This window comes from Pantoea sp. CTOTU50773 (assembly GCF_032082325.1).
Classification (GTDB): Bacteria; Pseudomonadota; Gammaproteobacteria; order Enterobacterales; family Enterobacteriaceae; genus Pantoea; species Pantoea communis.
On record NZ_DAMDQC010000079.1, the window covers coordinates 1 to 19,706 of the forward strand.

18 protein-coding genes and 2 pseudogenes are annotated in these 19,706 nt (G+C 52.9%); 9 read left to right on the forward strand and 11 right to left on the reverse strand.

Annotation, left to right across the window (positions count from 1 at the left end; all coding sequences use genetic code 11):
- The coding region (locus RT340_RS13710; protein WP_313376540.1) for a 6-phospho-beta-glucosidase at window positions 1–1,109 on the forward strand (1,109 nt) is incomplete at its 5' end.
- Between the two features lie 117 nt (window positions 1,110–1,226).
- Here RT340_RS13710 and RT340_RS13715 read toward each other — a convergent pair.
- The 4 genes and pseudogenes from RT340_RS13715 to pth all read right to left on the reverse strand — a co-directional run bounded on the left by RT340_RS13715 (window position 1,227) and on the right by pth (window position 5,457).
- Window positions 1,227–2,254 (reverse strand): annotated as a pseudogene (locus tag RT340_RS13715) (methionine synthase).
- 27 nt (window positions 2,255–2,281) lie between these two features.
- Window positions 2,282–3,259: a DUF1852 domain-containing protein gene (locus tag RT340_RS13720; RefSeq protein WP_058960220.1), complete on the reverse strand. Its 978-nt coding sequence runs from the start codon at window positions 3,257–3,259 to the stop codon at window positions 2,282–2,284.
- 407 nt (window positions 3,260–3,666) lie between these two features.
- Window positions 3,667–4,758: a redox-regulated ATPase YchF gene (ychF, locus tag RT340_RS13725; RefSeq protein WP_034824290.1), complete on the reverse strand. Its 1,092-nt coding sequence runs from the start codon at window positions 4,756–4,758 to the stop codon at window positions 3,667–3,669.
- A gap of 111 nt (window positions 4,759–4,869) precedes the next feature.
- Entirely contained in the window at window positions 4,870–5,457 is a 588-nt protein-coding gene (pth, locus tag RT340_RS13730) for an aminoacyl-tRNA hydrolase (protein ID WP_313376543.1), read from the reverse strand.
- Between the two features lie 259 nt (window positions 5,458–5,716).
- On the opposite strand from pth, the gene ychH reads away from it, so the two are divergent.
- Window positions 5,717–5,992, forward strand: coding sequence for a stress-induced protein YchH (gene ychH / locus RT340_RS13735; protein WP_034824286.1), 276 nt, complete (start codon window positions 5,717–5,719; stop codon window positions 5,990–5,992).
- Here the strand turns inward: ychH and RT340_RS13740 are convergent.
- From RT340_RS13740 to lolB, 4 genes are all read right to left on the reverse strand, one after another.
- Window positions 5,989–7,164, reverse strand: coding sequence for a GGDEF domain-containing protein (locus RT340_RS13740; protein ID WP_313376546.1), 1,176 nt, complete (start codon window positions 7,162–7,164; stop codon window positions 5,989–5,991). The genes ychH and RT340_RS13740 overlap by 4 nt on opposite strands.
- 225 nt (window positions 7,165–7,389) lie before the next feature.
- Window positions 7,390–8,337 carry a ribose-phosphate diphosphokinase gene (prs, locus tag RT340_RS13745; protein ID WP_034824282.1) on the reverse strand — a complete coding sequence of 316 codons (948 nt, stop codon included), beginning with the start codon at window positions 8,335–8,337 and terminating at the stop codon, window positions 7,390–7,392.
- 137 nt (window positions 8,338–8,474) lie between these two features.
- Window positions 8,475–9,332, reverse strand: a complete 858-nt coding sequence (ispE, locus tag RT340_RS13750; RefSeq protein WP_313376548.1) for a 4-(cytidine 5'-diphospho)-2-C-methyl-D-erythritol kinase — start codon at window positions 9,330–9,332, stop codon at window positions 8,475–8,477.
- The gene (gene lolB / locus RT340_RS13755) at window positions 9,329–9,952 is read right to left on the reverse strand and encodes a lipoprotein insertase outer membrane protein LolB (protein WP_034824277.1); all 624 of its coding nucleotides are present in this window, start codon (window positions 9,950–9,952) and stop codon (window positions 9,329–9,331) included. Before lolB ends, ispE begins: the two co-directional genes overlap by 4 nt.
- 217 nt (window positions 9,953–10,169) lie before the next feature.
- Between lolB and hemA the strand changes: the two genes are divergently transcribed.
- From hemA to kdsA, 6 genes are read left to right on the forward strand one after another with little or no spacing between them, the layout of a single operon-like run.
- A complete protein-coding gene (hemA, locus tag RT340_RS13760) occupies window positions 10,170–11,426 on the forward strand; it encodes a glutamyl-tRNA reductase (protein ID WP_313376550.1) in 1,257 nt (418 codons plus the stop codon).
- A gap of 41 nt (window positions 11,427–11,467) precedes the next feature.
- Window positions 11,468–12,550 (forward strand): peptide chain release factor 1, encoded by a 1,083-nt coding sequence (gene prfA / locus RT340_RS13765; protein WP_034824272.1) that lies wholly within the window; start codon window positions 11,468–11,470, stop codon window positions 12,548–12,550.
- Window positions 12,550–13,380 (forward strand): peptide chain release factor N(5)-glutamine methyltransferase, encoded by an 831-nt coding sequence (gene prmC / locus RT340_RS13770; RefSeq protein ID WP_313376553.1) that lies wholly within the window; start codon window positions 12,550–12,552, stop codon window positions 13,378–13,380. The genes prfA and prmC overlap by 1 nt, the downstream gene beginning before the upstream one ends.
- Window positions 13,381–13,394: 14 nt before the next feature.
- The gene (locus RT340_RS13775; RefSeq protein ID WP_313376555.1) at window positions 13,395–13,793 is read left to right on the forward strand and encodes a SirB2 family protein; all 399 of its coding nucleotides are present in this window, start codon (window positions 13,395–13,397) and stop codon (window positions 13,791–13,793) included.
- The gene (gene sirB1, locus RT340_RS13780; RefSeq protein WP_034824266.1) at window positions 13,790–14,599 is read left to right on the forward strand and encodes an invasion regulator SirB1; all 810 of its coding nucleotides are present in this window, start codon (window positions 13,790–13,792) and stop codon (window positions 14,597–14,599) included. The genes RT340_RS13775 and sirB1 overlap by 4 nt, the downstream gene beginning before the upstream one ends.
- A 27-nt stretch (window positions 14,600–14,626) precedes the next feature.
- Window positions 14,627–15,481 carry a 3-deoxy-8-phosphooctulonate synthase gene (gene kdsA / locus RT340_RS13785; RefSeq protein ID WP_034824264.1) on the forward strand — a complete coding sequence of 285 codons (855 nt, stop codon included), beginning with the start codon at window positions 14,627–14,629 and terminating at the stop codon, window positions 15,479–15,481.
- A gap of 69 nt (window positions 15,482–15,550) precedes the next feature.
- Here the strand turns inward: kdsA and chaA are convergent, their stop codons facing one another.
- Entirely contained in the window at window positions 15,551–16,642 is a 1,092-nt protein-coding gene (gene chaA / locus RT340_RS13790; protein WP_097116833.1) for a sodium-potassium/proton antiporter ChaA, read from the reverse strand.
- A 535-nt stretch (window positions 16,643–17,177) separates the two neighbouring features.
- Between chaA and RT340_RS13795 the strand changes: the two genes are divergently transcribed.
- Window positions 17,178–17,846: a gamma-glutamylcyclotransferase gene (locus tag RT340_RS13795; protein WP_313376558.1), complete on the forward strand. Its 669-nt coding sequence runs from the start codon at window positions 17,178–17,180 to the stop codon at window positions 17,844–17,846.
- Here RT340_RS13795 and RT340_RS13800 read toward each other — a convergent pair whose 3' ends face one another.
- Together RT340_RS13800 and RT340_RS13805 are read right to left on the reverse strand one after the other, a co-directional pair.
- A complete protein-coding gene (locus tag RT340_RS13800; protein ID WP_313376560.1) occupies window positions 17,847–19,268 on the reverse strand; it encodes a serine/threonine-protein kinase in 1,422 nt (473 codons plus the stop codon).
- A gap of 65 nt (window positions 19,269–19,333) precedes the next feature.
- A pseudogene (locus RT340_RS13805) lies at window positions 19,334–19,706 on the reverse strand (hypothetical protein); the annotation flags it as partial.

Sequence of the window (19,706 nt, forward strand, 5' to 3'; positions counted from 1 at the left end):
TAGCCAATGGTTTACTGGGCCAGGAAACTAACGGCCCGGGCGGGATATTTAAAGCGTTTCGCACGGTGCCGGTGATTCTCGATATTATCGAGGATATGCGTCAATTGTGCCCAAACGCCTGGCTGGTGGATTTCACTAATCCGGCAGGCATGGTGACAGAAGCGGCGATTAAATATGGCAAGTGGGAAAAAACCGTTGGCCTGTGCCATGTGCCGTTCGGCCATATCACTCAGGCATGCAGCGTGCTCGGTGCGAAAGAGAACGATCTCTATTTCAAATTTGCCGGGCTTAACCATTTCCACTGGCATCGCGTCTGGGATCAGCAGGGCAATGAACGCACCGCAGAACTGATTGATAAAATCTATTCCCCAGACCAGCAGGAAACAAGCGATGAAGGGCTGAAAAATATTCATCAGATTCCGTTTAACTACGATCAGGTAAAACATCTCGGCCTGCTGCCCTGTGGTTATCACCGCTATTACTATTTGCAGGAACCGATGCTCGCTCATGCCATCGAAGAGTTCGAACAGTATGAAACCCGCGCTGAAGTGGTGAAGAAAACCGAAGCGCGGTTGTTCGAGTTATATAAAGACGTGAACCTTAATTACAAGCCTGAAGAGTTGAGTCAGCGGGGCGGGGCGCATTACAGCGATGCGGCTTGCGATCTCATTGCATCGATTCAAAATAACAGCGGAAAATTAATGGTGGTCTCAACGCGCAATAATGGCGCGATTGCCGATTTACCGTTTGATTGCGTGGTGGAGGTCACTGCCGCCATCACTTCTCATGGCGCAGAACCGCTGCGTTGGGGAGCGTTACCGCCTGCGGCGCGCGGCATGATTCAGTTAATGAAAGCCATGGAGGAAACAGTGATTGAAGCCGCCGTTACTGGAGATTACGGTGCGGCATTACACGCTTTCACCATTAATCCGCTGATTCCGGCGGGCGACACGGCGATCAAAGTGCTGGATCAATTGTTGTATGCCCATAAAGCCTATTTGCCGAAGTTCGCCAGCAAAATTGCGGAGATTGAGCAGACCAAACCGGAGATCGTTACCTTCGTCGATCAGTTACTGGCCGACAGGCAAGCGCACGCGCATAGGGCGTGATGAGGTTTTATCAGGATCGAATGAGGCAGGAAGGAGACTGAAGACGGTGCCCGTTTGAACATCGCTGGGCACCGAGAAAAGCACTCACCGTCTTGTTGGGCGGTGAGTGGATCAGCATTACGCGGTGAGTTCGTTACGTACGATAGCTGCACCCGCGCTCAAGGCTTCCAGCTTACCTCTGGCAACACGGCGCGACAGTGGCGTCATACCGCAGTTAGTAGAAGGATAAAGCTTATCGGCGTCGACAAACTGCAGTGCTTTACGCAAGGTGTCAGCCACTTCTTCCGCAGTTTCAATGGTGTTGGTCGCCACATCAATGGCACCGACCATCACTTTTTTGCCACGGATCAGCTCAATCAGATCCATCGGCACGCGCGAATTCTGCGCTTCCAGTGAAATGATATCGATAGAAGACTTTTGCAGTTTAGGGAACACTTCTTCGTACTGACGCCACTCAGTGCCGAGGGTCTTTTTCCAGTCGGTATTCGCTTTAATGCCGTAGCCATAGCAAATGTGCACGGCGGTTTCGCACTTCAGACCTTCAACGGCTCTTTCCAGTGCGGCAATGCCCCAGTCATTCACTTCATCGAAGAACACATTAAATGCGGGTTCATCAAACTGAATAATATCGACACCGGCTGCTTCTAACTCTTTGGCTTCCTGGTTAAGAATTTTGGCAAATTCCCAGGCGAGTTTTTCACGGCTTTTGTAGTGACCATCATAAAGCGTATCGATCATGGTCATTGGGCCTGGCAGAGCCCACTTAATCTGTTGTTTGGTTTGCTGGCGCAGGAATTTAGCATCTTCAACAAACACTGGTTTTTTACGTACGACTTCACCGATCACGCTCGGCACGCTGGCGTCATAGCGATTGCGAATTTTCACAATCTCACGCTTTTCAAAATCAACGCCGCTGAGATGCTCAATAAAGGTGGTGACGAAATGCTGGCGCGTTTGCTCACCATCACTGACGATATCAATACCCGCTAATTGCTGATCCTGCAGGGATAACAGCAGCGCATCTTTTTTGCCCTCGGCTAATTCATCACCCTGCAATTTCCATGGCGACCACAGCGTTTCAGGTTGAGCAGCCAGGCCGGTTTCGGTAAGCTTCCTGCCGTTGAAGTAGGTAATAACAATTTCATAATCAATAACCTTTTATTTTGGCTTAATCAAAGAACGTAATGTGCGGACCACTGCTCAAGAATGTCTTGATAGGGTTTGATGAAGTGCTCTTCCGTATACTTCCCCTGCTCAATAGCCAACCGGCTGCGTTCTTCTCGATCGTAAACAATGCGCGTTAATGAATGGTCGCCATGTGTCAGGCTTGGCTGATAGCACTGGCCTGCGGCAGAGTTGGCATTGTAAATTTCCGGGCGGTAAATCTTCTGGAACGTCTCCATAGTGCTGATGGTGCCGATCAGTTCCAGATCCGTGTAATCATTCAGCAAGTCACCGGTGAAATAGAAAGCTAATGGCGCGACGCTGTTTTCAGGCATGAAGTAGCGCGCCTGCAATCCCATTTTGCCGAAGTAATGGTCGGTGAGAGACAGCTCATCTTGCTGATATTCAAAGCCCAATACCGGATGCTGATAGTCAGTGCGGTGATAGGTGTTCTTGCTTGATACGCTCAGGCAGATCACTGGCTTTTTATTAAAGCGTTCCTGATAAGCCGCCGAGTTGACGAAGCTTTTAAAGATATTGCCGTGCAGATCACCGAAACCTTCTGGCAGGCTGAAACCGGAGTTATTGTTATTGGCCGCCAGCAGACGCACGCTAAAATCGTAATCACGCACGTAAGACGAGAAGTTATTGCCTACGATGCCATCGGTACGCTGCTGAGTTTTGCGATCAACAATATTGGTTTTCAGGATTTCGATCACCGGGAAGGTTTTGCCATTGCCTTCAATATCAATTTCCGCAGAAATGATTTCCAGCTCAACGGCATAACGATCGCCTTTTGGGTTGTCCGCGTGCGCCAGAGAGTTGAAACGGTTGTTCATCATCATTAAGGCATTGCGCAAATTCTGCTGGCGATGGGTTCCACGCGCCAGGTTAGCAAAGTTCGTGGTGATGCGCGTATTTTCAGATGGATTGTAGTTCTCATCGAAAACGCTGCTCTTAATTGAAAATGCAAAATCGTTGCTCATGATGCTCGGGTATCCTGATTTCAGCTGCAAAACCTTTCCGGCTTTAGGCGGGTAGACCTGATACTTCGGCCTATCACCTGCGGTAGATTTCACATTGTCTTAAGTCAATAACAATGCGAATTTTATGCCAGAGTCACTCAGTGATTGAAAGTGATTAAACTTCAAACCTGCATGAGCCAATTTCATGATCGGGTTCACACTCTGAAGCAGGGTGGTCAGAAGGGGGATTTTTTGCGGAAAAGCGAGCGGTGAATGTTTGTTAGGCCAGCGATAAAAGCGATGTGATGGCCAACACGCCCGGAGGGCAATGCGGAAGAATCTACCTAATGGGAAATAAAAAATCCACGCCAGGCGTGGATTTTTTTGGCTGAATTTAATTCAACAGGGTCAAATCATCGACTTGAAGATTAGACGTTGAACAGGAAGTTCATCACGTCGCCATCTTTCACGATGTACTCTTTACCTTCTGAGCGCATCTTGCCGGCTTCTTTCGCGCCTTGCTCACCTTTATAGGTAACAAAGTCATCAAAAGCGATGGTCTGCGCACGGATAAAGCCTTTCTCGAAGTCGGTGTGAATTTTACCGGCTGCCTGTGGCGCGGTCGCGCCCACTGGGATGGTCCATGCACGTACTTCTTTCACGCCAGCGGTGAAGTAAGTTTGCAGGTTGAGCAGGGCATAACCTGCACGGATCACGCGGTTCAGACCCGGCTCTTCCAGACCCAGCTCTGCCATGAACTCGTCACGCTCTTCGTCATCCAGCTCTGCGATGTCGGATTCAACGGCTGCACATACCGGCACCACCACTGAACCTTCGGCTTCTGCAATCGCACGCACCTGATCAAGGTACGGGTTGTTTTCAAAACCGTCCTCGTTCACGTTAGCGATGTACATGGTGGGCTTCAGGGTCAGGAAGCTCAGGTAGCGAATGGCCGCTTTCTCGTCTGCATCCAGTTTCAGCGCGCGTAACATGCCCGCTTCGGACAGATGCGGCAGGCACTTCTCTAGTGCAGCCAGCTCAGCTTTAGCATCTTTGTCGCCGCCTTTGGCTTTCTTCTGGCAACGCTGAATAGCACGTTCACAAGTGTCGAGATCGGACAGCGCCAGCTCGGTGTTGATGACGTCAATATCTTCCGCCGGATTCACTTTGCCGGAAACGTGAATAATATTGTCGTTCTCGAAGCAGCGCACCACGTGACCGATAGCTTCGGTTTCACGGATGTTGGTCAGGAACTGGTTACCGAGGCCTTCACCTTTGGATGCGCCTTTTACCAGACCGGCGATATCGACGAATTCCATGGTGGTCGGCACAACACGCTGTGGCTTAACGATTTCGCTCAGCTGATCGAGGCGCAGATCGGGCATTGGCACCACACCGGTGTTAGGCTCGATGGTGCAGAACGGAAAGTTGGCTGCTTCGATACCCGCTTTAGTCAGCGCGTTGAACAGGGTGGATTTACCGACGTTCGGCAGGCCCACAATACCGCATTTAAATCCCATGGTCTGATTACCTTTCTCACTGAGTGTACGGCACTGGCTGGCAGCGCCGACAGATTCAAAAAATTTCGCGCATTATACACAGAATTGCCTTCTGCGGCGCGGGAATTGGGCTTAGCCAGCCTTGAACGCATGCAGGCGGTTCATCGCCTTGATTTTGTCTTCTTTCAGCCACAGTTCTGTGCAGCGCACCGCTTCATCCACGGCATCGTCAATCAGTTTTTGCTCGCTGGCAGGCGGTTTGCCTAACACGAAGCCGGTAACCTTATTGCGATCGCCGGGATGACCGATGCCAACCCGCAGGCGATGGAAATTATTGTTATTGCCAAGCTTGCTGATGATGTCTTTCAGACCGTTATGCCCGCCATGACCACCGCCCTGTTTGAATTTGGCGATGCCAGGAGGCAGATCCAGTTCATCGTGTGCCACTAAAATCTCTTCTGGTGCGATGCGATAAAAGGTCGCCATTGCCGCAACCGCTTTGCCACTCAGGTTCATAAAAGTAGTGGGCACCAGCAAACGGACATCTTCACCCGCCAGTGACAGGCGTGCAGTGTAGCCGTAGAATTTCGGCTCCTCTTTCAATGACTGATTGTTCCGGTCGGCCAGCAAATCCACACACCAGGCTCCTGCGTTATGGCGCGTTGCGGCGTATTCAGCGCCGGGATTGGCCAGCCCCACAATCAGTTTAATGCTGCTCACGATGTTTATCCTGTCTTGCTGCGGAAAGGGCGATAGTTTACTGCCTGCAAGCGGCGATGACAAAGGGTGCTGAGTACAGATGATACCTCTGCGTGACTTATCAATTTCTATCGAAATCAAGCCTCTGGCCGTAAAGAAATGTCAGAGATTGTGAAGGATGTGTGATCCTGTACGCAACTTAACCGGCAGTCATTGCCTAAACTTATGACAAGTTAACCATACGTGCTGTTTTGCTTTTTCATAAGGATGGAGGTGAATCATGAAACGTCAACAATGCCGCTATTTAGGTAATGGCCTGATGTGTTTAGGTTTACTGACGATGGTATTAGGCGTCGGCTATTCCATTATTAATCAGCTGCCTGCGTTAAATCTGCCGCAGTTCCTCGCACATGGTGCCATGTTCAGCATCTTTGTCGGGGCACTGCTGTGGCTGGTGGGGGCACGCGTCAGCGGACGTGAGCGTGTCGAAGACCGCTACTTTTGGTTACGCCATTACGGTGACAAACGCTGCCGCCGCAATCACTCTTCACATTAAGAGAGAGCGGCTTCCTGCACCGGCTGTAACTGCACAAAATAACGTTCGACGCGGTTACGGCCACTGGCTTTTGCACGGTATAACGCTTCGTCCGCCAGGCCGAGTAAAATCGGGAAGGTGTGATCGCGATGGTTAGCGGTAGCATAGCCAATACTCACGGTATAGCAGACGTCGTTGGGCTGCGACAGCTGTGTCGCCAGACGGATACGCTCACACACCCGTTCTGCATCCTCGCTATTGCCCGGCAGAATCGCCGCAAACTCTTCACCGCCCAGACGGGCAAAATGACCTTCTGCGGGCAGCAACGCCTGCACCACCTGACAAAAATCGATTAATACGCTGTCACCTTGCAGATGGCCGTAACGATCGTTAATGCCTTTGAAATGGTCAAGATCAAACAGCACGGCCGAGTAAACCAATGGCTGCGGATTGCGCGTATTGCGTAACACTAATCTATCGGCTTGCTCGAACAGGGCGCGACGATTCCAGACGCTGGTCAGGGGATCGTGAAGCGAGGCCCGTTTGTGAGCTATCTGCGTGCGCTCATTGACCATCGCCAGAATGGTAAATGTCAGGCCAATCACAAACAGAATGGATTCAAGAATCACGTACACCGAAAAGCTGGAACCGGCTATCGCGCCGCGCACCGGGGTGGCGATGGCATCATCCAGGAATATACGCGCCACGTGAAACAGCAGATGGATCCACAGCAACATCTGCGCCGGCCAAAAGGTCACCTGCAGTGCATCGCGCGATTGCCATAACAGGCGAATCAGGGCACAGGTGTAAATAATGCAAAGCAGACATATGACTAAAACGCGTTTAGGTTGGCTGGCGTAAAACTGCGGGAACGCGCAGAGAATGGCCCATAACAATGCAGCCGCTAACCAGCTGAATCCGAGAGGTTTATTGCAGAATGCTCGAAAAGCGTTCAGCAGATTACCATAGGCCAGCATCATCACCACGTTGCCGACAGCGATGGGAAGAAAAACAAATCCAGCACTGCGCAGACTGCTGAGAAACACCGCTGTCAGGGTCAATGTGAGCGCCAGCGTAGTGAACCCCAGCACGCGATCGTACTGCGCACCCACCCAGGCGAACACCAAAATAATGCTCAAAAAACCCAGCACATAGAGCTCGCAAACAAATAGTGTGTAAATGTCGAGAGTCATAGTGGTCGGAGTTCTCAGAAAAAAGTGTGGAGAAAAATACCACTAATCAATGGCCCGCTAAAGTGCAGCATCGCGAGTCGAATGAAAAGAGTGTAAGGCAGGGAGAATAGCGAATTTTAACGAAATTTATCGCGAAAATATCTGTAGCGAGAGCGGCTTAATCGGTAAATGAAGCGGATTGTTGGGAATAAAAACCGGGCGCGGGGCCCGGTTTCATGCAATGTATTAATGTTCGAACATTGCGGAGATGGACTCTTCGTTACTGATACGGCGAATCGCTTCGGCCAGCATGCCAGAGAGCGTTAAGGTACGCACGATTGGCAGGGCTTTCATCTCGTCTGACAGCGGAATAGTGTCGCACACGATAACCTGATCGATCACTGACTTACGCAGGTTTTCGACCGCGTTACCAGAGAAGATGGGGTGAGTCGCATAAGCGAAGACACGTTTCGCGCCGCGCTCTTTCAACGCTTCAGCTGCTTTGCACAGCGTACCGCCGGTGTCGATCATATCGTCGACCAGTACACAGTCACGACCTGCCACGTCACCGATGATGTGCATCACCTGAGAAACGTTCGCACGCGGGCGACGTTTATCGATGATAGCCATATCAGTGTCATTGAGCAGCTTAGCAATAGCACGCGCACGCACGACGCCGCCGATGTCCGGGGAAACCACAATCGGGTTTTCCAGGCCAATCTGCAGCATATCTTCCAGCAGGATTGGGCTACCGAACACGTTATCAACCGGGACATCGAAGAAGCCCTGGATCTGTTCGGCGTGTAGATCAACCGTCAGAACACGGTCAACACCCACGCTGGAGAGGAAATCGGCAACCACTTTGGCGGTGATAGGCACACGAGCAGAACGCACGCGGCGGTCCTGACGGGCATAACCAAAGTAAGGAATAACAGCAGTAATACGACCAGCAGAAGCCCGACGCAACGCGTCGACCATCACAACCAGCTCCATCAGATTATCATTGGTGGGGGCACAGGTGGACTGGATGATGAAAATATCACCACCGCGTACATTTTCGTTGATCTGTACACTTACTTCACCATCACTGAAACGGCCGACAGCGGCGTCTCCGAGGCTAGTGTAAAGGCGGTTGGCAATACGTTGTGCTAGTTCCGGGGTGGCGTTACCAGCAAAAAGCTTCATATCAGGCACGAGAAGAACCTCAGGCTTGGCGTCCAGAGAATGAACGTTTAAAAAGTAACCGGCGAATACTTTTGAAGTCGTTCATACGGGTGTGTTAATGCGTCACGTGCAGTGCCTGGAACAGGGTGGCACTGTCACGCAAACGCTTAGAGCCCGGAAAGGGTGCGTTGCAACGGCGAGATATTAAGCCCGCGCGCCACAAATCCGCAAATCCATTTCGGGGCAAGCTCCAGCACCTGACGAGCAGCGGATTCGGTGCTAAATTCAGCAAATACACAAGATCCGGTCCCGGTCAGGCGCGACGGCGCGTATTCTAGCAGCCAGGAAAGCAGCGCATCAACCTCGCGAAAACGTTTTCTTGCCACAGCTTCACAATCATTGTGAAAAGGACGCTGTAACAGTTCATCTAATGTGCGTATCGGTGAATTGCGCGTCAAGTCAGGATCGCGAAAGATATCCGGCGTGCCGATGCTAATACTAGGATGTGCCACCAGATACCATTTTTCTTCCGGTTCAGCAGGCTGAATCTGCTCGCCAACCCCTTCGGCAAAGGCGGCGTGCCCACGCACGAACACCGGAACATCAGCACCAAGCTGCACGCCAAGGGTGGCTAACTCATCCACGCTAAGCCCGGTTTGCCATAAATGGTTCAGCGCCACCAGCACGGTCGCGGCATCCGATGAACCGCCGCCCAGTCCGCCGCCCATCGGAAGACGTTTTTCCAGGGCTATCTCCGCACCCGCGTTTTCGGGCAGCGTACCGCGAACGACCGCGGCTTGCTGTAACATCCGCGCCGCCCGCACGATCAGGTTATCGTCATCGGCGACGCCCGCTAACGGCGTCAGCAGCGTAATCTTCCCACTGCTGTCAGGCGTGATCTCAAGCGTGTCGCCGTGATCAAGAAACTGAAACAGCGTTTGCAGATTGTGGTAGCCGTCAGCGCGACGGCCCGTAATGTAGAGAAACAGATTCAGTTTTGCCGGAGCAGGCCAGGTGGTGATCATTGCGTGGTCCAGCTATCCATGCGCAGTTTGATACGCTGACCACCTTCTGTCAGTTCCAGGTTGGCCGGCAGCGGTGGATTGACCTTGCTGTCGTAATCAGAGATGTTCACTTTCCACTGCTGGCCATTACGGCTGTAATTCACACTCTGCAGCTGATAGCTGCTGTTGAGCTGATAATCCGTGGCATCACCCGGCAGACCCATCATCCACTGACGCAGATTCGCCAGCGGGATATCCATGCCGGTCAACTGTGAAATCATCTTCTCAGCATCGTTACTCACGTAGCGCTTGCCTTTGTTATCGACGATTTGCACCACCGAACCTTGCGCATCCAGCTGCAGCTCGGTGCTGCCAAGCGGGTTGGTTAACAACAGACGATAGCGATCGGCGGCGGTTTGCTGCCAGTTGAAGCGCGCATAGACTTTTTGCTTATCAGAGAGATAGGCAAAAGCGCCACGCGTTTGATATTGGGTGATTTTCTCAACGGCTTGTTGATGCTGCTGCCATTGCGGTGAGGTGGTGCTGGGGCCAGGACCTTGTGGTTTGTTGATGCTACAAGCAGCCAGCAATACGCTGGCAAGGGGCAAAAGGCGCAACAGCTTGCGCGGGGGCAAATGCATCACGTGGTCGTCTCCTCAGACACGTTTTTACTTCGTAACCGATAACGGTAACCATCCAATACTACGCCGTCAATGCCGATGTAAGGATAATTGCGCACGATCAGTTTAATCTTATTACAGTCATAGCCTTTGTATGGCTTTTCTTGATCTGTGGCATCTTGTAGAATGCGCTTCACAAAGCCCTGACAAATATTGGGACATCCCAACCCGAATCACCATGACGCTGCTTGCTCTCGGAATCAACCACAAAACCGCACCTGTTGCGCTGCGCGAACGCGTTGCGTTTCTGCCAGACACGCTGGATCAGGCTCTGAAAAGCCTGTTGTCCCAGCCGATGGTTCAGAGTGGTGTGGTGCTCTCAACCTGTAATCGTACTGAACTCTATCTCAGCGTAGAGCAGCAGACAGATTTGCAGGAGAGGTTGGTGCGCTGGTTGTGCGAGTATCACGATCTGCGTGAAGAGGATGTCCGTGCCAGCCTTTACTGGCATCATGACAACGCCGCCGTCAGCCATCTGATGCGCGTTGCCAGCGGTCTGGATTCGCTGGTATTGGGCGAACCGCAAATTCTCGGCCAGGTTAAAAAGGCCCATGCTGATTCTTCGCGTGACCATGCGCTAAGCAGCGAGCTGGAGCGCATGTTCCAGAAGACCTTCTCCGTCGCTAAACGCGTGCGCACCGAAACTGAAATCGGTGCCAGCGCGGTCTCTGTTGCCTTCGCCGCCTGTTCTCTGGCGCGTCAAATCTTCGAATCACTCAGCACGGTCAACGTGTTGCTGGTGGGCGCCGGGGAAACCATCGAGTTAGTGGCGCGTCATCTGCGTGAACACAAAGTGCAGAAGTTGATGATTGCCAACCGCACCCGCGAGCGTGCGCAGCTGCTGGCCGATGAAGTGGGCGCAGAAGTGATTGGGTTGGGTGATATTGAAACCCGTCTGGCCGATGCGGATATCATTATTTCTTCTACTGCCAGCCCGCTGCCGATTATTGGCAAAGGCATGGTGGAGCGCGCCTTGAAAGCACGTCGCAACCAGCCGATGCTGCTGGTGGATATCGCCGTACCGCGTGATGTCGAACCTGAAGTGGGTAAGCTGGCGAACGCCTATTTGTACAGCGTCGATGATCTGCAAGCGATCATCGAGCAGAATATGGCACAACGCAAAGCCGCTGCAGTCCAGGCCGAAAGCATAGTTGTGCAGGAAAGTGGCGAATTTATGGCATGGCTGCGTGCGCAAAGCGCGGGCGACACCATTCGCGAATATCGTTCACAGGCGGACGACGTGCGTGCCGAGTTGCAGGAGCGTGCGATTGCCGCGCTGCGTCAGGGCGCGGATGCCGAGAAAGTCTTGCAAGAGTTAGCGCACAAGCTGACCAACCGTCTGATTCATGCACCAACCAAATCACTGCAGCAGGCCGCGCGCGATGGCGACAACGAACGCCTGCAGATCTTACGTGACAGCCTCGGTTTAGAGTAATCTGGTCTGTCACGACCTATCACTGGGATACCCTCTATTACATGAAGAGCTCTATTGTTGCCAAGCTGGAAGCCCTCCAGGAACGCCACGAAGAAGTTGAAGCGTTGCTGGGCGATGCCGGCGTCATTGGCGATCAGGAACGTTTTCGCGCCTTATCACGCGAATATGCACAGTTGACCGATGTGACCCGTTGCTTCCGCGACTGGCAGCAGGTGCAGGAAGATATCGAAACAGCTGAAATGATGCTCGACGATCCTGAAATGCGTGAAATGGCTAACGAAGAGTTAAAAATTTCGCGTGAGAAGCGTGAAGTGCTGGAACAACAGCTTCAGGTGCTGCTGCTGCCAAAAGACCCTGATGATGAACGTTCGTGCTTTGTGGAAGTGCGAGCCGGAACCGGCGGAGATGAAGCGGCAATTTTCGCAGGCGATCTGTTCCGTATGTACAGCCGTTATGCCGAAGCACGCCGCTGGCAGGTCGAGATCATTAGCGCCAACGAAGGCGAGCACGGCGGCTACAAAGAAGTTATCGCCCGAATTAATGGTGAAGGCGCTTACGGTCGTTTGAAATTCGAATCCGGCGGTCATCGCGTTCAGCGCGTCCCGGAAACCGAATCTCAGGGCCGAATTCATACCTCTGCCTGCACCGTGGCGGTGATGCCAGAATTGCCGGAAGCAGAAATGCCGGAAATCAACGCGGGCGACCTGAAAATCGATACCTTCCGCTCCTCAGGTGCCGGTGGTCAGCACGTTAACACCACCGACTCAGCGATTCGTATTACCCACTTGCCCACCGGTATTGTGGTGGAGTGTCAGGACGAACGTTCCCAGCACAAAAACAAAGCCAAAGCGTTGGCGGTATTGGGTGCGCGTATTCATGCCGCCGAAACCGCCAAGCGTAATGCGGCAGAAGCCTCAACCCGTCGCAACCTGTTGGGCAGCGGCGACCGTTCGGACCGTAACCGCACTTACAACTTCCCGCAGGGTCGTGTTACCGATCATCGTATCAACCTGACGCTGTACCGCCTGGATGAAACCATGGAAGGGAAGCTGGATACGTTGATCGAGCCGATTGTGCAGGAGTATCAGGCCGATCAGCTGGCCGCGCTGGCTGGACAAGACTGATGATGATTCGCCACTGGCTCAAGCACGCAGTGGTCGCACTCTGTGGCGGAGACAGCCCGAAACGGGATGCGGAGATTTTGCTGGGGTTCGTAACGGGAAAATCACGCAGCTGGCTGGTGGCGTTTGACGATCATGAACTCGACGCTACTCAGCTTGCCGAACTTAATGCGCTGCTGGCGCGTCGGGTGAAAGGCGAACCGATTGCGCATCTGGTGGGCGAGCGTGAGTTTTGGTCGCTGCCGTTGCGCGTCAATGATGCCACATTAATTCCGCGTCCGGATACCGAAGTGCTGGTGGAACAGGCGCTCTTACGTATTCCCGTAACACCGTCCTCCTTGCTCGATCTTGGCACTGGCACCGGTGCTATCGCATTAGCGCTGGCGAGTGAACGTTCTGACTGCCAGGTGTTGGGCTGCGACCGTATCCCAGCAGCCGTGGCGCTGGCGGAAGAGAATGCTCAGCGGTTGCACATCAGCAATGCGCGTTTCCAGCTCAGCCACTGGTTCGATGAAATTCCCGCCCAGCATTTCGATCTCATCGTCAGCAATCCTCCTTATATCGACGCCGCCGATGAGCATCTGCAGCAGGGCGATGTACGCTTTGAACCGCTTAGCGCACTGGTGGCCGACGAGGCGGGGCTGGCTGATTTGCGTTTGATTATTCACCGTGCCCCACAGTGGTTGCAGTCTGGCGGCTGGCTGTTACTGGAGCACGGCTGGCAACAAGATGAAGCTGTGCGCGGCATCATGACGCAGCACGGCTATCAGCAGGTCAGCAGCATTAACGATTATGGCGGCAATCCGCGCGTCACACTTGGGCAATTTTTTTGATTTAAGGAAGCACCATGGCAAGCTGGTATCCGCTGGTTAAACATTTTCACCTGCTGACGGTAGCGTTGACGATCAGCTTGTTTCTGCTGCGTTTTTACTGGTTAACCACCGGTTCAGCGATGCTACAGCGTCGCTGGGTGCGCATTGCGCCGCATATTAATGACACCTTTTTGCTGCTCAGTGGCGTGTGGCTGGTGGTGATCACACACTTTTATCCGCTCTCACCGCAAGGAAGCTGGCTGACGGAGAAGCTGTTAGGGGTTATTATCTACATCGCCTTAGGTTCCGTGGCATTGAGCCGTCGCCCACGCAAGATGGGGACACGTTGGATCGCTTGTCTGATTGCAATCGTAGCACTGCTGTTTGTGATTAAGCTGGCGATGACCAAAATGCCGTTATTGGGGATAGTATGACCTCGCCAGAGCTAGTTGATTACAGTGAAACACCGTTGAGTGAAGCGGTGATTGGCGCAACCTGCGCCATACGCAATGATTTTTCTGCGCCATCCGTTCAGCAACAGCTGGCGGCATTAGTTGAAGAAGCACGGGAATACGTCAGTAGCGAACAGGATGCCGACTTGCAACTGGGCAAGCTGCTTGAATTGTTTTATCGCCAGTGGGGCTTTGGTGGCGCCAGCGGCGTCTACAATTTGTCCGATGCGCTGTGGATCGATAAAGTGCTGAAGAGCCGACAGGGCACCGCCGTATCGCTGGGGGTGATTCTGTTACACATTGCCGACGAGCTGGAGCTGCCGCTGATCCCGGTGATTTTCCCTACCCAGTTGATTCTGCGTGCTGACTGGCTGGACGGTGAAATGTGGTTGATCAACCCTTTCAACGGCGAAACGCTGGATACACATACGCTGGAAGTGTGGCTGAAGGGCAATATCAGCCCGACCGCGAAGCTCTACAATGATGATCTGGATGAAGCCAAAACCATCAACGTGATGCGTAAAATGCTGGATACGTTGAAAGCGGCACTGATGGAAGAGAAGCAGATGGAACTGGCGTTAAACGTCAGCCAGGTACTGCTGCAGATTGATCCCGATGACCCGTATGAAATCCGCGATCGGGGGTTAATCTACGCTCAGCTTGAGTGTGAACATATCGCGCTGACCGATTTGACCTACTTCGTTGAACAGTGTCCAGAAGATCCGGTCAGCGAAATGATTAAAGTGCAGATTCACGCAATTGAACAGAAACAGGTGACGCTGCACTAAGCGTCATCTCGACAATAAGGAAAGGGCATGACTCAGAAAGTAGTAAATATCGGCGATATCAAGGTCGCAAACGATCTGCCATTTGTTCTCTTTGGTGGCATGAACGTGCTGGAATCGCGCGACCTCGCCATGCGTATTTGCGAACACTATGTAAAAGTGACCGACAAACTCGGTATCCCTTACGTGTTCAAAGCCTCTTTTGACAAAGCTAACCGCTCTTCCATCAAATCCTACCGTGGTCCAGGTCTGGAAGAGGGCATGAAGATTTTCCAGGAGCTGAAACAGGCGTTCGGCGTGAAAATCATCACTGATGTGCATGAAGCTTCACAGGCGCAGCCGGTGGCGGATGTCGTTGATGTGATTCAGCTGCCTGCGTTCCTGGCGCGTCAGACCGATCTGGTGGAAGCGATGGCGAAAACCGGTGCAGTCATCAACGTTAAGAAACCGCAGTTCGTTAGCCCAGGCCAGATGGGTAACATTGTCGATAAATTCGCGGAAGGCGGTAACGACAAAGTAATCCTGTGCGACCGTGGCAGCAATTTCGGTTACGACAACCTGGTTGTCGATATGCTGGGCTTCAACGTGATGAAGAAGGTCACCAACAACAGCCCGGTGATCTTCGACGTGACCCACGCACTGCAGACGCGCGATCCGTTCGGCGCGGCTTCAGGTGGACGTCGCGCGCAGGTAGCTGAACTGGCTCGTGCGGGTATGGCGGTGGGTATCGCCGGTCTGTTTATTGAAGCGCACCCTGAGCCGAACAGCGCGAAATGCGACGGCCCATCCGCGCTGCCGCTGGATAAGCTGGAGCCATTCCTGGTGCAGATGAAAGCGATTGATGATCTGGTCAAGAGTTTCCCGGAACTGGATACCAGCAACTAATTGCGTTATCCAGATGTAAGAAAGGCGCCGATGGGCGCCTTTTTTTGCTTTGAATCTGAGCGTCAGACGCTACAGCATAATTGTCAGTAAATAGCCGGCAAACAGTGCCAGATGCGCGGCGCCGTTCAGCACATTGGTACGCCCGGTTGAGAACGAAATATGGCACAGAATCAGCGCGGCACTCATGATCACCATATGTGGTGGCTCAAGACCAAATATCAGCTGCTGACCGGTCAGGGTGGCGATAATGCTCACCGCCGGCACCGTCAGAGAGATGGTGGCTAATACCGAACCAAAGAACAGGTTCATCGCACGCTGTACCTGGTTCATTAACACCGCTTTTATGGCCCCTAACCCTTCCGGCGACAGAATCAGCAACGCCACCAGGAAACCGGTGAACTGCTCAGGTGCATTCAGTTCCGTCAGCAGATGCTCCAGCGTGTTGGCGTTCATCTTGGTCACGCTGATCACCGCGATCAGATGAATGATCAACCATACCGTGTGCCACAGTGAGCTATGCGCAGAAGGCTTACCATGATGCGGATCGCCATCGTCACCGTCATCCTCATGCTCATAAACAAACAGGCTCTGGTGCGTTTTGGTCTGAATCAGCAGGAACACGCCGTACATGGCAGCGGAGATCGCGGCAATGATCAACGCCTGAGCCGTGGTGAAGTTACCGCCTGGCAGCGCATTCGGAAACACCAGCACCAGAATCGCCAGCGGGAAGATGGCAATCATGTACTGCTTTACGCCCGCCAGATTGACATATTGGGTGGCGAATTTGCGTCCGCCCAGCAGCAGCGCAAAGCCCACCAGGCCGCCGGTGACAATCATGATGATGGAGTAGAGCGTGTCACGCATTAGCGCAGGTGCAGCATCGCCGGTGGCCATCAAGGCGGAGATCAAACTGACCTCCAGAATCACCACAGACAGGCTCAAAATCAGCGAACCATAGGGTTCACCCAGGCGGTGTGCCAGCACGTCAGCATGACGCACCACGCTGAAAGCACTACAAAGGATGGCGACCAGCGCCAGCAGGTTGATGCCGATAATCGGCAATAATGCCGTCTGACCGCCAAAGAAGCTCAGCACCGTCAGCGCGACAATCGGGAAAATCAGTGAGTACTCGGTATGTCGGGTTTTCTCATGTGTAGCCATTCACCATCCTCTCCGGCAAAAAGAACAAAACAGGCGATCAGTGCCTGATAAATATAATGACTTTTCTGACGCAGCGCAGTGTAACTTTTCAACAGTTGTGTTTCAGGCTTTTTACGCGACTTTACTTAGTCAGGTTTTTGATTCTAATCCATCAAAAGAAGTAATTATCTACTAATAAAACTGACTATTCATCTTGTTATGAATCGATAAAAGTAATTTTAAGATAAAATAATACCTGTTTTAATCTTATTTCAATGCGGTTTATCGGAGTTTTATGAATTTAAAAAACCTTGTGTAACTAAAGTATATGTTTGCCATTTCATTGCTTTCTTCGTCATCACGCTGTTCAAGTTATCTGCCAGTCAGCCGATGCTATTTACAAAGAATTTCCCCTTTGTGATCGGGGTCAATCTTGAAACTTTTGTTAAAAATGCATTAATGTCTTCTCTTAAGTCGACGCAACGCGTGTTGCCTGTAAGACATCATCTTTGAGGAGCCGAACCGACAGGATGTCAGCGCAGTAGAGGAGGTCGCATTGTTAACACGGGAATTTCTGTTAAAAGCGGATTGTAAAACATCATTTGGCGATATTGACGAAGCGCTGCTGTGGAGCTGTGAAAAGCGTGCCGCGTCACTCGCTGCCACACTGGCTTGTCGCCCTGACCAAAGCCCCGTGTGGATTTTCGGCTATGACTCCCTGATGTGGAACCCGGTTTTTGAGGCGGAAGAAGTGGCTTCCGGACGACTCGAAGGCTGGCATCGTGCTTTCTGTCTGCGTCTGACCGCTGGCAGAGGAACGGTATCGACGCCCGGTCGTATGCTGGCGCTAAAAGAAGGCGGTGCAACCAGCGGTCTGGCTTTCCGTTTACCCGAAGCGCGGCTGCATGACGAGCTGGAGCTGCTGTGGAAGCGCGAGATGATCACCGGCTGTTATCTGCCAACCTGGTGCGAACTGGAACTGGAAGATGCTCGCAAAGTGACGGCGTTGGTATTCATCATGGATCCGCGTCACCCGCTGTATGAAGCAGACTCCTGTCGCAGCACCATCGCACCGTTGATTGCCCAGGCCAGCGGGCCATTGGGTACCAATGCCCAGTATCTCTACTCCCTCGAACAGGAGTTGGGTAAACGCGGCATGCAGGAAGATGCGTTGACGCGTCTGGCCGCTGAAGTGAGGGCGCTGCAGCAGTCTGCAGCGCGTTAACTACTGTTTAACCGGATTAATCAGCCAGGTGCCGGGTTTGTCAATGGTCAGTGATTGGCTCATTACCTGGCTGCCATTTTGCAATTCAATGCGATAACTCCCCGCCGCCAGATTGAGTGAAGCAAAGCCACTGCTGGTGGGTTTCACGTCCTTCGCTTCGCCGTTAAGCAGCACTTTCTCGCCCTCCTGCAAGCGCAGATAGACGGTTGCCATACCTGGCGCGCTGGCTGCTGCATTCTGACTCGCCACCGGCGCTGACGCAGAAGGTGTCGCGGCGATCGAAGCGGTTTCACTGTGGCGATTCGTTTTCCACACCACCACCACCACAGCCAGAATGGCAATGGCAGCGGCGGCGACCAGACCAGGCGAAAGGCGACGCACGTTGCGTGGCGTGACAGGTTCAATCGCCGCCGCTGCATGATTCACCGCCATTACCTGTGGTTCAGGCACCGGAGCGGCGACGGGTTCAGGCGCTGGAGCTGGAGCTTCAACCGCCACCGGGAAGGTGGTGACCAGTGCTTCAACATCGCTCACCGGCAAATCAATCAGGCTGGCAAACGCATCAATGCTTTGTGGGCGATCGCCGGGTTTCATTGCCAGCGCACAGTCGATGGCATGCAGTAGCGGCAGGGAATAGCCTGCTGGCTTGCGTTCAACCAGTGGCTGATAGTTATCCTCGATGCAGCGCACCACGCTAACCGGAGGCGCATGGCCGGTAATCAGATTGTGCAGCACCGCGCCAAGCGCATAGATATCGGTCCACGGACCTTGCTCAACTTCACCCTCTTCGCTGTATTGCTCAATCGGGGCAAAGCCAGGCTTCAGCATGATCTCGGTTTCATCGGAGAGATTGCCGATCTCCTTCCGCGCTGAGCCAAAATCGAGTAACACCGGCAGCTGATTTTCCTGGATTTGGATGTTATCCAGCGAAATATCACGGTGCAGATAACCGGCGGTATGGATGGTATTAATTGCGCCAAACAGCGGCGGTAACAGCCGACGAATCCAGGACTCATCGATACTGTCCGGGCTGGTGACCTGCCACTCTTTCAATGTCATCCCGCTGTAGTAGAGCGTGCCCATATAGGCGGTGCCATTCTCTTCCCAGAAGCGCAACACGTGCAGCAGGCCGGGATGATTAAAACGTGCGAGCAAACGGGCTTCCTGAATGAAGCTGTTACGTCCGGCGTTGAACAGTTTCTGGAAGCGCTCGCCACGCAACTCCAGCGACAGGTCAGCGGCACGCACCGCCAGTGAAACCGGCATGTACTCTTTGATGGCGATGGTGCGTTCCAGTTGATGGTCCCAGGCACGGTAAACAATGCCAAAGCCGCCGCCGCCAATCACTTCCTTGATTTCAAATTCATTAAACCGGTAACCCGCAGGCAGGGCATTCGGTGTGTGGTTTTCGTTTGCCGACATAGTGAACTCTCTGAACACGTCCTGTAGCGCCTGCCAGTCTGTTGACGTCAGGCGACGACCGCTAATTAATTAATGTTACGCCAGGCACCAATCGCCGGATCGGCAAGATCCGCATGCAGGGTGTCAATCAGTAACACAGTCACTTTTTGCTGTGGCATAAACTGCGACGACCAAACGCCGCGTAAGGTTTCAACCCGACTCTTCACCGTGTCACTGTCTTGACCTGCTGTCTTATCCATTTTAATCAGCAGATTGCCGGTGAAGCGCCACACATGTTGCTGGCTATCGAACGGCAGCACTAACCAACTCGCTTCGGCGTCCGGACGCGTCACGATCATGCGCTGTTTGTTCACCGCCACCACTTCCAGTGCCGGGCCGCTGAGCTTGAGGTTGGCAATGGGGTAGCCCTGATAGAAATTCACCGCCAGCGAGCGGGTT

Bases quoted from the DNA above. Each gene is read 5' to 3' on its own strand.
- RT340_RS13720 (WP_058960220.1), bottom strand. From the start codon at position 3,259: ATGAGCAACGATTTTGCATTTTCAATTAAGAGCAGCGTTTTCGATGAG.
- ychF (WP_034824290.1), bottom strand. From the start codon at position 4,758: ATGGGATTTAAATGCGGTATTGTGGGCCTGCCGAACGTCGGTAAATCC.
- ychH (WP_034824286.1), top strand. From the start codon at position 5,717: ATGAAACGTCAACAATGCCGCTATTTAGGTAATGGCCTGATGTGTTTA.
- RT340_RS13740 (WP_313376546.1), bottom strand. From the start codon at position 7,164: ATGACTCTCGACATTTACACACTATTTGTTTGCGAGCTCTATGTGCTG.
- ispE (WP_313376548.1), bottom strand. From the start codon at position 9,332: ATGATCACCACCTGGCCTGCTCCGGCAAAACTGAATCTGTTTCTCTAC.
- lolB (WP_034824277.1), bottom strand. From the start codon at position 9,952: ATGCATTTGCCCCCGCGCAAGCTGTTGCGCCTTTTGCCCCTTGCCAGC.
- hemA (WP_313376550.1), top strand. From the start codon at position 10,170: ATGACGCTGCTTGCTCTCGGAATCAACCACAAAACCGCACCTGTTGCG.
- prfA (WP_034824272.1), top strand. From the start codon at position 11,468: ATGAAGAGCTCTATTGTTGCCAAGCTGGAAGCCCTCCAGGAACGCCAC.
- prmC (WP_313376553.1), top strand. From the start codon at position 12,550: ATGATGATTCGCCACTGGCTCAAGCACGCAGTGGTCGCACTCTGTGGC.
- RT340_RS13775 (WP_313376555.1), top strand. From the start codon at position 13,395: ATGGCAAGCTGGTATCCGCTGGTTAAACATTTTCACCTGCTGACGGTA.
- sirB1 (WP_034824266.1), top strand. From the start codon at position 13,790: ATGACCTCGCCAGAGCTAGTTGATTACAGTGAAACACCGTTGAGTGAA.
- kdsA (WP_034824264.1), top strand. From the start codon at position 14,627: ATGACTCAGAAAGTAGTAAATATCGGCGATATCAAGGTCGCAAACGAT.
- chaA (WP_097116833.1), bottom strand. From the start codon at position 16,642: ATGGCTACACATGAGAAAACCCGACATACCGAGTACTCACTGATTTTC.
- RT340_RS13800 (WP_313376560.1), bottom strand. From the start codon at position 19,268: ATGTCGGCAAACGAAAACCACACACCGAATGCCCTGCCTGCGGGTTAC.